Below are 11538 nucleotides of genomic sequence, written 5' to 3'. Positions count from 1 at the left end.
CGCCTGCTGACCGAAGACGTCATCAACGACATGCGCGATCGCCGGATTCTCATCAACGGCACGGGCAAGTCGGCGAACACCCTGAAGATCCGCCCGCCACTGGCCTTCGACTCCGCCGATGTGACCCGATTCCTGGAGACCTTCGCCGAGGTCGCGAAAAACCGTCTGTAGTCGGCTGACCGAAGGGACTGACCGTGACCACCTCACCGGCTGTGAACCATACTCAGCGGCTCCTCGAGGAGAGCGGCCTGACGTCTTCCCACGAGCCCATCGACGTGATGCTGGTGAGCATTCTCCTCGAGGAGCACTACCGCCTCACCGGACGCTTGGGGCGACTGGCGACCGAGAAGGACGACACATTCAGACTCAGCACCGACCCGCGCAACTACCTCGTGAAGGTCTCACCACCTGACGAGGTGGAGGCGGTTGTCGCCCTCCAGACCGCCGCGATGCGCTACCTCGAAACCGCCGCTGCGCACTTGCCCGTCCAGCGGGTGAAGCTGACCGCTGACGGAGACGACCATGTCAAGATCAGGCTGAACGACGGCAGGACTCGGGTCCTGCGGGTCTTCGACTTCGTCGAAGGCCAGGTCCTGGCCGATGCGAACCCCGACGCCGAACGCCTCGGCCAGGCCGGTGAAATGCTGGGTCTGATCGACCTGGCGCTCAGGCCGTTCACACACCCGGCGGACCGACGAGGTCTGGCATGGGACATCCGGCACTTCCACCAGATGACCGAACTGGTCGAGCACACGCCGAGCCCCGAGCACCGCCGGTTGGCCCAGTCGGTCTTCCGGCTCTTCGACGAAAACGTCGTCCCGAGGCTGCGTGATCTCGAAACGCAAGTGATCCACGGAGACTTCAGCCCTTACAACATCGTGGTGGACCCAGAGAAGAGCGATCACTTCGTCACCGGTGTCATCGACTTCGGTGACACGGTGCGCAGTGCGGTGATCTTCGACCCGGCCGTTCCCATGGCGAACCTGCTCGGCAGGACACCAGATCATCCCTGGCGGGACGCCTGCGCCTTCGCCGCAGGCTACCAACGAAAGCGCCCGATCCGGGCCTCGGAACTCCCGCTGCTCCCGGTTGCCGCGTTGGCACGGCTCACACTGCGTGCGCTGATCTCGAACTGGCGTGCCGGGCGCGCACCCGAACGGCGTGAGTACCTCCTCGATCACGCCAAGGACGACTGGACCAACATCGAGCGTTCCTTGACCGTGAGCCTGGACGACGTTGTCGCGCACCTCAGGGAAGCCCGTCACGGGCATTTTTGAAAAGCCATAAAGAAAAGGAGCATCTTCGTTCGGCTGCTACCGCACGATGAGTGGCCATGCCGGGCCGTTCGATCACGCCGGAGTCCTCCGTCCGGAAGCTGCTAGGCAACACCCCGCGGACCACGAGCCAGTGGCTGGCTGACATCGGGCGGTAATCGCGATCGCTGCCGACTTGCGCTGGTCGGCACCCCGTTGCGCGTGTCCCTGACCGGCGGTCACCGCAACGACATCACCCAGCTCCTGCCCCTGGTCGACGGCCTGCCGCCGATACGCGGCAAACGAGGCAGGCCCCGGCGCAAGCCCCCGCACGTTGTAGCCGACCGCGGCTACGACCACGACATCTACCGCCGCCGGCTGCGCGAACGCGGCATCACACCGAAGATCGCCCGGCGCGGCGAGCCGCACGGCTCGGGCCTGGGGTGTATCCGATGGGTTGCCGAGTCCGCCATCGCCTGGCTCCACGGTCACCGCCGACTGCGGTCCGCTGGGAAGCATGCGACGACATGCACGACGCCTTCCCCCAGCGTGTAGCCCGAGCCCGGGACTTGCTGGAGCCGAGTGGCCTGTCGGTGGACCAGATCGCCGACCGGGTTCGGCTTTCCCAGGAGCACCTCCCTGCGCCAGCACTTGCACGCGGCGATCGGCATCTCACCCCAGGCGTACCGGCGTACGTTTCAGGCGGCCCGCCAGTGCCCACCCCTAGCCACTACTTCGGTGAAACTGATTCGGTGCGGGAAGTGTGCCGGCCGGGCCCGCCGGCCTGTCGGCGCGGCGCGGTTCCGCCGGTCGGCGGGGCAGTCCCAGCCGGTCGGCGGGGGCGTTGCCGAAACCTGTCGGATGTTCCACCTCCTGGCGGCACCGAAGGATTCGTCGTATGACACAGGTAAAGCCGCCGCAGGAGCTGTCGGCTCCGCAGAGGAACGCGACTCCACCGCCGAAGGCCTCGTCCGAGTCCGCCGGGCAAGTCTCGGGCCGCCCCTCGATGGGACGCATGGTCGGACTGGATCTGGCCCGTGCGCTGGCGGTGTTCGGCATGTACATCGTGCACATCGCCCCGATGAACTCCCCCCAGGGCAGCGTCGGCAGCTGGGTGTACTTCCTGGCCGAGGGACGCAGCTCGGCCCTGTTCGCCACCCTCGCCGGGTTCTCGCTGATGCTGATCGCCGGCCGCCGTGAGCCGAAGACCGGCCTGGCGGGCCGGCAGGCGAAGGTCCGCATCGCGATCCGCGCCGTGATCCTGCTGGCCCTGGGCACCGTGCTGGCGATGGAGTACGGGGACATCATCATCCTCGCCTACTACGGCGTCTACTTCCTCCTCGCACTGCTCCTGGTACGACTGCGCGCCAGGACACTGGCGCTCATCGCGGCTGGGATCGCGCTGGTCATGCCGCAGCTGGCGTTCGTTCTGAAGATGTGGCTGAGCGACTCCGTCCAGCAGACCATCAACGCCTACGACCCGCTGGAACGCCTCAGCACCGTGGGAGTACTCGATCTGCTGCTGACGGGCCTCTACCCGACCATCACGTGGATGGCGTTCGTGACCACCGGCATGGCTCTGGCCCGCCTCGACCTGTCCGCCCCCGTGGTCAGGCGGCGCCTGGCCGTCCTCGGTGCCGGCCTCGCCACAGCCGCCTACGGCCTGGCCACACTGCTGACCGGCGCGAGCGCGGTATGGAACGTCGGTGGAGGTGGGGGACCCTCCAGCGGCTCCGGTCCGGGCTCCATGGGCAGCGGCTCCGCGGTCTCCGGCTCCATGGGCAGCGCACCCGGCGGGCCCGAGCTGTCGGCCTCGGACCTGCTGGGCGCCGTGTCCCACACCGGCACCACCTTCGACACCATCGGCTGCGCGGGCATCGCGATCCTCGTGATCGTGGCCGCGATGGCGGCGATGGACCGCCTGCCGCTACTGCGCCGCCTGGCGAAGCCGGTCATCGCCGTGGGCACCATGTCCCTGACCGCCTACGTAGGCCACTTCCTCGCACAGTCCGCGTGGCCCGCTTCCGGCGCCGGCACCACGACGTCCTGGGTACCCGTGCTCACGTACATCCTGACAGCGATCGTGTTCGCCACGATCTGGTCCCGCTTCTTCCGCCGCGGCCCTCTGGAGTATCTGCTCAACGCCGCCACCAAACCCGCCAAGTACATCCGCTGATGTCCGGTCGGGGTGGCTCGGCTTCCTGCCCCACCCCGGCCTTCCATATCAGCGGGGACTGCGCGGGCGTGCGGGGGAGCCGAAGGTGGTGGGGGATGTCACCGGACCGCGGCAGGGCCCCGTACCTCTCTGGCTGCCCGCCCACGCGGAGCGGGCCAGCGACAGTAGCCGGTCCTCGCCGGCCACGCGCAGCGGCCGGCCACGTGTGGGTGTGCAGTACGGGGTAGTCGAGTCAGAAGCACTCCACGCTCAGCGAACGTAGTTGGCGTTCAGCCGCCGCCACAGCGCGGCGCGTGCCCCGGAGGGCGTTGCAGTACGCCATCGGGAGCGTTGGCGCCTCGTCGGACTCCCGGGTTGGACACGCGAAGGTGAGCAGACCGCCCTCCGCGTCCCGGACGAGGTGTCCGGACGCGCGAAGCTCGTGATAGGTGTCGCTGCCGGGTTCGACGGTCTGCCACATCGAGACGGCGACGTTCACCTCAAGATCGGCCAACTGCTCGACCATAGCCGCGGGGTCGGGCCACTCGCTCTCCTCGAAACGCCGGTCGCCCGGCTCCGGCCAGCGGAAGAAGTCGCAGATGATGCCGGACAGCGGCAGTCCGCGCTCCTTGTGCTGCCCCGGGTGTCGCCGGCGGTGATCCAGCAGTCGAGCGCCCGCCGCCGTCGGCGGTCCACCGGGTGGTGGCGGCGCTCGATGCCCCAGGCGATACATGATCTTGTGGTCGTGAGCCTGCTGGCCCGCGGCATCCCGGTGGCTAGCTCGACGACCACAGTCGTTCATGTAGGCCGAGACCGACCCCCGCCGACCGGAGGGGGTCGGTGGGCCGACTGGCGGGACACCTCCTGAAGCCTGGCGGATGGTCGACCGCCCACGTCTCGGCGAGGTTGTCCCGGTGACCGAGATCGAAAGCGCCAACAAGGCGCCTGCCCAGCCCTTGCACGTACCCGAGCCTGTCACGGCGACGGAACGCCCTTCGTCGACGGCGCGGCTGATCGCCGCCCTGCCTGGCGACCTTCTTCAGGGCGCGGTCCAGCCGCGGCGCCTGCGCGGCGAGCAGACCGATCAGCTCGTCGCGCCAGCGGCGGACGGTGGACTCGGACACGTTGTTGCCGCCGGCCATGTCGGCCAGGCGCTGGTCGTGACGGAGCACGGCCAGGACAATCACCGCGATCTTCCCGGGCGGCAGGATCCGCCACCTGGACCGGATCACTTTCAGGTGACGTCGCAGCAGACCGGCGAGGTGGCTGACGGTGCGCGTGGACAGCGCTGAACGGCACTGGTAAGTAAGTTTGCAGGAAGTCTCGGCACGCTCTTCAGCTCTCGTCACACAGCCTCAACGGCACCTGGAACAGCTCCAGTTACGCCACCTCTTGCCGGCTCCGACGTGGGAGGGTGCTCTTTGGCCCCCGTCCCGGCGTCTGCTGAAGCCGCTGGACAAGAGACGGGGCATGGTTGGAGGCGTGAGTGAAGGGCCCTGATATGTCCCGCGGTGCTCGTCTGGCCGCCCACGGCGCCGTTTCCACATCGCTGGCGCTGCGCAGTGACCGCAGTGTGCGCGAGTTCGTGGACGCTGGCGCACCGCTGGGGTCGGGCATCGGCGGGAAAACGGTCCTGCTGGAGATCGAGGGAACGCCGGTCTTCGTCAAGCAGGTACGGCTGACCGATCTGGAGCGACGGCCAGAGCATGTTCACTCCACCGCGAATCTGTTTGGACTCCCGACCTTCTGCCACTACGGCATCGGCACCATCGGCGGCCCGGGGTTCGGGGCCTGGCGGGAGTTGGCCGCGCACACCATGACGACGAACTGGGTGGTCGCGGGAGACCACGAGGGCTTTCCCCAGATGTATCACTGGCGGGTGATCCCAGACTCTGGCCAGCCGCTGCCCGAGGAACTGGCCGATGTGGAACGAGCTGTCGCCTACTGGGGCGGCGGATCAGCGGTGCGCCGGCGGATCGAAGCTCTCCAACAGTCCACGGCAAGCCTCGTGCTGTTCCTGGAGTACATCCCGCAGAACCTGCACGACTGGTTGGGCATCCAGATCAGGGCCGGTGACGAGGCGGCCGAGCGGGCCTGCGCCATGGTGGACAACGAGCTGAGAGCCGGCATCTCGTTCATGAACGGCCGTGGGCTGCTGCACTTCGACGCCCACTTCGAGAACATCCTCACCGACGGCCGACAGCTCTTCTTCACCGACTACGGCCTCGCGATCTCCTCCCGCTTCGACCTCACACAGGACGAGGCCGACTTCTTCGACCAGCACCGCACCTACGACCAGTGCTACGCCGTCACCCACCTGGTGAACTGGCTGGCCGTCGCTCTCTACGGACACACACCGGAAGAACGCAGAACGTTTGTGAACGCGTGCGCCCAAGGGGCGCCCCCAGAGGAGGTTCCCGCGTCGGTCGCGGCGCTCCTTGTCCGTTATGCATCGGTCGCCGCGGTGATGGGCAACTTCTATCGCGAGTTTCAGCAGGAGAGCCGAGCAGCTCCCCATCCGCTGGCAACGATCTGCCGGATGGGGCGAAGTACGTGATCAACGGCAGCCCGTCACAGGCGGGTGGTGAACCGGCGGTCGGGTAGCTTCCGCAGCCAACCCCGGTCGACGAGTCTGACCAGCTTTCCGCGCAGCGGTCCCAGCTTGGATCGGATGTTGGCGTCCACTCCCAGCATCTCGCCGACCTGCCGAGCCATGACCGGTGGGTGCCGGGCACCTCGACGGTCACCGGCTCACGCTCGTGAGCCACTGCAAGTAGCAGACGGCGCCGCCGCCCCGGGCAGCCACGGCTTGGGCGACCAAAGCCGCTTGAGGCTACGGGGCTTGGGGTGGTTCACGCCCAACCGGTTGACCGGCCCGACCGCCTGCTCCAGGGACATCCAGGGACTCCCAAGGTCATTGCCGCCGATCCGGACCAGAGAGAACAGGAGCCCCTGAAGACAGGGCGCCGATGCGGCGCCCGTCAAAGCGCCTTGAGGGCCGCCTAAGAATCGCAGACTGTTCGTGGAGGCCCGCAGCGCGACCGCCCCACCCGGGCGAGGGGCTCCGGGCACGCTTCTCCGGCTGCGTTTCATCGAACGCGTCGGGCGATCCCGGTCGCCTTGCCCATCAGCCATTCGAGTGGCCCACGCTGGAAGAAGCGGGACCAGAGGGTGGCGAGGAGGGTGATGGACGCGATGAAGCCGAGCAGGACGTACAGCGGCGGGACGGCCGATTGCTCGGTGTCCAGGAGCCAGATGGCCACGATGTGGTAGACGTACGCGGTCAGTGACATCGAGCCGACCGCGATGACGGGCTTGGCCAGGCGGCGCAGCCTGGGGAAGGCGTCCATGACGGCCAGGCATGCGGTGATCACCAGGATCGCCACACCCGTGGCGGCCATGATGGACAGGGTCGCCTCGCTGTGCGGGGCGGAGGCCAGCATCCCGGCGGGGGTGTCGCCGAAGATGCCGATGCTGTCGGGCGATACGGATGACACGGACGACATGCCCGGCCCCTCTTCGGCTTTCCGGACGGCTTCGGCGGCACCGGGTACGAGACGTACCGCCAGCCAGGAGCCGCCGTAGCCGGTGACGGCGAGGGCCACGCCTGTGAGGGCGAGGCGTATCCGGACGGCGGTGGCAGTCAGGTCGCAGCGGGCGACAGCCATACCGGCGATGACGAACGGGACCCAGGTCAGGGCCGGATAACCGCCGGTGAAGAACAATGAGACGGGGCCGTCGGCCTGGCCGTAGGAGAGGAACACGCGGCCGCCGACCACCGGCTTCAGCGCGTACAGCAGTTGCGGGCCCACCAGGGCCCATCCTGCGGCGACAAGCGCCAGTGGCTTGGCGCCCAGCCGGTACAGCGGCAGCACGAGCAGGAAGAACAGTCCGTAGAAGGCGAGGATCGGCACGACCGGGGTGCCGGTCATGGTCAGGGCGGTGCCGAGGGCCAGCAGGATCACTGCCCTGATGATCACCTTGCCGACGGCCTGGCGGCCGGCCAGGCCGGTCTTCGGCGTGCGGCGCCCGGTGATGAGAGCGACCGCGAAGCCGGCCAGGACGGCGAACAGGGCGGAGGAGCGGCCTTGCGCCAGCTCCATCAGGAAGCCGATGACACCGCCCTGAGCCGGGGCGGGGCCCACGTGGACCGCGTACATGCCGAAGACGGCCAGGCCGCGGGCCAGGTCCAGCCCGATCAGCCGGCCCACTCCGGGCGCACCGGTCGAGGGCTCACCACGCTCATCTCCAGAAGACGGGGTATCGGCCGGGAGCAGCGCGGAGTCCGGGTGATGGGTCATGGCCCTCAGACTGGAGGCCGGGCCGATCACGGCCCATCCGGCAGAAGGCTGCCGCGGCCCTGCCGAGTGGTGGGTGCTACCCCGCCGTGTGGCTGGAGCTGCAGCTCAGCGGGCGGCCAGGACCGATCGGGGCTTTAGGCTCGAGTCGGCGTGGGCCGGACGGCATGAACGAAGGTGAGGCGGGGCGCGTGATCCGGGTAGTGGTGATCGACGACGAGGCACTGGTCCGCTCGGGCTTCGAACTCATTCTGGGCGCGTCCGAGGACATCGAGGTCGTCGCGACCGCGAGTGGCGGCGAGGCGGTCGAGACGGTCCGCCGGGAGCGGCCCGACGTGGTGCTGCTGGACATCCGGATGCCGGACGTCGACGGGCTCACCGTCCTGCGTGAGCTGCGGACGCTGCCGGATCCGCCGGTGGTGGCGATGCTGACCACGTTCGACGCCGACGAGTACATCCTCACCGCCCTGCACTCCGGCGCGGCCGGCTTCCTCCTCAAGGACACCGAGCCGGAACAGCTCGCCCACCTGGTGCGCACCCTGGCCGCGGGCGGTGTGGTGCTCTCTGCCAAGGCGTCGCGGGCCCTGCTGCACAGCCACCCCGGCACCGAGGCGGCCGTCGACGAGGAGGCGGCGCGGGTCCGGCTGCTCACCGCGCGGGAGCGCGACGTCCTCGTCCTGGTGGCGGAGGGGCTGTCGAACGCCGACATCGGGGCGCGCATCCACCTGGGTGTGGGCACGGTGAAGGACCACGTCAGCGCGATCCTCACGAAGCTGCGGGTGGCGAGCCGGGTGCAGGCGGCGCTGCTGGCGCAGCGGGCCGGGCTGCTCGACGAGCGCCCGCGGTCGGAGGTCGGGGGATGAGCCGTGCACGCGCCCTGTGGCAGCGGGTTCCCGCGCTGGTCATCGACCTCGCCCTGGTGGCCGCGGCGGCCGTGGACGTGCGGCTGACCAACTGGGAGCCCACGCACCTCGAGCTCGCGCTGGCGGCTGTCGGGTGCACCGCGCTGGCCTTCCGCCGCCGGTTCCCGCTCGTCGTGTTCCTGCTCACCCTGCCCGTCGCGCTGATGCAGGATGTCGCCGTCGCTGTGCTCGCGGCGCTGTTCACCCTGGCCGAACGCTCCCGCAACCGCCGTCTCCTCGCCGTGTGCGTCGCCCTGGCCGCCGTCGCGAGCAGCACTCCGTGGCCCCTGGCCGAGGTCGACCGGACCATGACATTGGTCTTGTTCGTGTACGGCCTGGCTACGGCTGCGGCGCCGGCCCTCTTCGGCCAGCTTCTCCAGGCACAGCGGGACCTGGCGCGGCGGTTGGCCGAGATCGAGGAGGCAAGGGAACACGAGCGGACCCTGCACGCCCAGGCCGTCCTCGCTCGCGAACGCGCCCAGCTGGCCCGGGAGATGCACGACGTGGTCTCCCATCAGGTCAGCCTGATCGCCGTACGGGCCGGGGCGTTGCAGGTCGCCGCCCGGGACGTGGACGCCAAGGATGCCGCTCGCACGATCCGTTCGCTGAGCGTCACCACGCTCGACGAACTGCGCACCATGGTCACCCTGCTGCGGGCCTCCGGCGGCGACGCCACCGAGCTGACGCCTCAGCCCACCCTTGCCGACCTGCGTAAACTCGTGGAATCGAGCGGCACGCACGTACAGCTGACGGGGGAACTGCCGCCCACTGTGAGCACACCCACCCAACGCGCCCTCTACCGTACGGTTCAGGAAGCGCTGACCAACGTCCGCAAACACGCACCTGGCGCCACGGCCAGCGTCGAATTGTGGCAGGACGGCGAGGGCATCGGAGTGACCGTCACCAACACCCCGTCCACACGTCCTTCCCTGTCCCTCCCCGGCTCCCAGCAAGGCCTCGTCGGGCTGCGGGAACGTGCCGACATCCTGCACGGCACCCTGGATGCGGGCCCGACCATGGAAGGCGGCTACCGGGTGCGGCTGCGGATCCCGCTCAGCGCGGACTGAGCTGTTACGTAGGGCCTGTCCGGCGGATCATCACCTACGGCACGTGAACCCTGGGAAGGATCCTCCGGATACGGATACGGATGCGGATGCGGATGCGGATGCGGATGCGGATGCGGATGCGGATCCGGACGGGGGCGGGGGCGGGGGCGAGGCGTCAGGCCATTGTGAACTTGGCGACGTACTCGTCGAAGGGCTCGATGCCGACTTCTGCACGGAGTTCGTCCATGCGCTCGGGCTCTTCACAGGGCCAGGGAACCGGTGCCCCGTCCTTCACGCCGGCGATCTGAGTGCCGTAGATCTGCTTGCGGCCCTCATTGACCAGCGTGCGGTCGCGCAGGAAGGCCAGCTCGCGTGGGCTGGCCGAGCCTGTCGACACCGCCTGCTGCATCAGCTTCAGGGCGCGTCGTTGAATTTCGAGCTGCCGGTCAGCGTGCTGGGCGATCAGCCACGCTGCGCGCGCGGCCTCCTCGCCGACCAGTTCCTCCGTCGGCCAGCCATACTCGTCCATGATCTTGCCGAGCCGGTCACCGTGCTGTGCGGTAAGCCGCCGCCAGGCCAGCTGCTCGGCAGGGTCGTCACTGTTCGCGCGGAGGGCGGAGCGGTGATCCGCCGCGGCCATGTCCGTTAGCTCCACGGCCAGCGCGGCAACGTCGTGCGCCACTCTCAACTCCCGGGTCAAATCAGTGTGTTGCGTCCGTGCCTGCAAGCCTAAAGGTGTAAAACGGGTGTAAGATCATTCCGGAGAGTGGTGACAGTCACGTCCCCGCACGGGGATAATGGATCTATCCCCGAAGTCAGAGGCGGATCGCTGATGGTCTGCTTGGTCTACCGTCTGCGTAGGTAGCAGCGGTTGCGGTGGGAGGAATACGCCTTGTCACCGCCGAGATGGTCCGGGCGTGCGAGGGTGCCCGCCGCCCAGACGGCCAGCGCGCTTGTGCTTCTCCACCTCCACCTCCAGCCTCTCCAGGATCGCCCTGTCGCGGGGTCGGCCCAGGGCCCATCCGATGACCTCGTCTGCGATGAGCTAGAGCTTGATGTTGAGGTGCTGGGAGACCGCGCGCAGCAAGCGGGGAAAGCGGGGGCTACCTCGCGCCTGCCCCGTGAGCAGCCGCCAAGACATCTCCGGCTACAGCGTCCCGGGGAACTGACGGTTCCCTCCTCCGACCAGCGGGGAGGGAACCGGGGATGCTGCCCCAACCCCCTCACCAAGTGGCCCCCAATCAGCCGCCCATACCTTGCCGACACCACCAGTCCCTCATGCCGCATCCCACTGTTTCCGCCTCGCCCACGGCGGACGACGAGCTACACGTGACAAGTCGCCGCGTCACTTCAGCAGCGTGCTGACCAGGGCGACGGCCACTCCCAGGATCGCGTCGGCACAGCCGATCCTGAGAGCTCGTCCCCATGTGCTGCCCGCGGCCCGGGAAGCCAGCACGCCCCAACCCAGCAGCAGGACGGTGTTGATGCCGAAGGCGACGTACTCGATGCCTGCCGAGCGCCACCAGCCAAGGCCCGCCCCCCACAGCAGCAGTGCGGTGGGCAGCGCCGCCACCACCAGCGGCCATTCGGCGAGCACGGCACGCACCACACCTCGCACGCCGGCACGTCCCTGCGCGTCGCGGTGGGCAATCTGGTGGGCGTAACCATGGGCCAGGGCCGAGGCGAGGGCGGTGAACAGGACCCACAGGGCATCGTCCATGCGTGCCGCTCGAGTCGTCTCGCCGAACTGGGTGAGCGCGGCGACGGCCGAACTCGACACCAGCAGCCCGTACACCCCGCCGAACAGCGCGGTCGGCTGAGCCAGCCAGCTCCACACCGCTCGTCTGTGACGGATGGCGGACTCGGTGTACATGGGGGGCCTTT

11 protein-coding genes and 3 pseudogenes are annotated in these 11538 nt (G+C 68.7%); 8 read left to right on the top strand and 6 right to left on the bottom strand.

Annotation, left to right across the window (positions count from 1 at the left end; translation table 11 throughout):
• Positions 1-194: 194 nt before the first annotated feature.
• From ACFY9I_RS40505 to ACFY9I_RS40490, 4 genes and pseudogenes are all read left to right on the top strand, one after another.
• A complete protein-coding gene (locus tag ACFY9I_RS40505; protein WP_391012004.1) occupies positions 195-1277 on the top strand; it encodes a phosphotransferase in 1083 nt (360 codons plus the stop codon).
• A 183-nt stretch (positions 1278-1460) separates the two neighbouring features.
• Positions 1461-1795 (top strand): annotated as a pseudogene (locus tag ACFY9I_RS40500) (transposase); the annotation flags it as partial.
• Between the two features lie 3 nt (positions 1796-1798).
• Positions 1799-1964, top strand: a pseudogene (locus tag ACFY9I_RS40495) (helix-turn-helix domain-containing protein); the annotation flags it as partial.
• A 187-nt stretch (positions 1965-2151) separates the two neighbouring features.
• Positions 2152-3429 carry a DUF418 domain-containing protein gene (locus ACFY9I_RS40490; RefSeq protein WP_391012003.1) on the top strand — a complete coding sequence of 426 codons (1278 nt, stop codon included), beginning with the start codon at positions 2152-2154 and terminating at the stop codon, positions 3427-3429.
• A 232-nt stretch (positions 3430-3661) separates the two neighbouring features.
• Here ACFY9I_RS40490 and ACFY9I_RS40485 read toward each other — a convergent pair whose 3' ends face one another.
• Positions 3662-4141 (bottom strand): TIM-barrel domain-containing protein, encoded by a 480-nt coding sequence (locus ACFY9I_RS40485; protein ID WP_391012000.1) that lies wholly within the window; start codon positions 4139-4141, stop codon positions 3662-3664.
• Positions 4142-4322: 181 nt separating this feature from the next.
• On the opposite strand from ACFY9I_RS40485, the gene ACFY9I_RS40480 reads away from it, so the two are divergent.
• Both ACFY9I_RS40480 and ACFY9I_RS40475 read left to right on the top strand, forming a co-directional pair.
• Positions 4323-4700: a hypothetical protein gene (locus ACFY9I_RS40480; protein WP_391011998.1), complete on the top strand. Its 378-nt coding sequence runs from the start codon at positions 4323-4325 to the stop codon at positions 4698-4700.
• A gap of 209 nt (positions 4701-4909) precedes the next feature.
• Complete coding sequence (locus tag ACFY9I_RS40475; protein WP_391011997.1) at positions 4910-5965, top strand: protein kinase family protein; 1056 nt, start codon at positions 4910-4912, stop codon at positions 5963-5965.
• Between the two features lie 14 nt (positions 5966-5979).
• On the opposite strand, the gene ACFY9I_RS40470 is transcribed toward ACFY9I_RS40475, so the two are convergent.
• On the bottom strand, positions 5980-6123 hold the full coding sequence (locus ACFY9I_RS40470; protein WP_391011994.1) for a hypothetical protein: 144 nt from the start codon (positions 6121-6123) through the stop codon (positions 5980-5982).
• A gap of 374 nt (positions 6124-6497) precedes the next feature.
• Positions 6498-7709: a DUF418 domain-containing protein gene (locus ACFY9I_RS40465; protein WP_391011992.1), complete on the bottom strand. Its 1212-nt coding sequence runs from the start codon at positions 7707-7709 to the stop codon at positions 6498-6500.
• Positions 7710-7873: 164 nt separating this feature from the next.
• Between ACFY9I_RS40465 and ACFY9I_RS40460 the strand changes: the two genes are divergently transcribed.
• Both ACFY9I_RS40460 and ACFY9I_RS40455 read left to right on the top strand, forming a co-directional pair.
• Complete coding sequence (locus ACFY9I_RS40460) at positions 7874-8569, top strand: response regulator (protein ID WP_391011989.1); 696 nt, start codon at positions 7874-7876, stop codon at positions 8567-8569.
• Complete coding sequence (locus ACFY9I_RS40455) at positions 8566-9675, top strand: histidine kinase (RefSeq protein ID WP_391011986.1); 1110 nt, start codon at positions 8566-8568, stop codon at positions 9673-9675. The genes ACFY9I_RS40460 and ACFY9I_RS40455 overlap by 4 nt, the downstream gene beginning before the upstream one ends.
• 154 nt (positions 9676-9829) lie before the next feature.
• Here the strand turns inward: ACFY9I_RS40455 and ACFY9I_RS40450 are convergent, their stop codons facing one another.
• From ACFY9I_RS40450 to ACFY9I_RS40440, 3 genes and pseudogenes are all read right to left on the bottom strand, one after another.
• Entirely contained in the window at positions 9830-10336 is a 507-nt protein-coding gene (locus ACFY9I_RS40450) for a DUF6624 domain-containing protein (RefSeq protein WP_391011983.1), read from the bottom strand.
• A 167-nt stretch (positions 10337-10503) separates the two neighbouring features.
• Positions 10504-10597, bottom strand: a pseudogene (locus ACFY9I_RS40445) (IS5/IS1182 family transposase); the annotation flags it as partial.
• Between the two features lie 402 nt (positions 10598-10999).
• The gene (locus ACFY9I_RS40440) at positions 11000-11527 is read right to left on the bottom strand and encodes a hypothetical protein (RefSeq protein ID WP_391011980.1); all 528 of its coding nucleotides are present in this window, start codon (positions 11525-11527) and stop codon (positions 11000-11002) included.
• Between the last annotated feature and the right edge of the window lie 11 nt (positions 11528-11538).

The organism is Streptomyces sp. NPDC012510, assembly GCF_042955065.1.
Lineage (GTDB): Bacteria > Actinomycetota > Actinomycetes > Streptomycetales > Streptomycetaceae > Streptomyces.
This window is presented reverse-complemented; position numbering and strand designations above follow the sequence as displayed.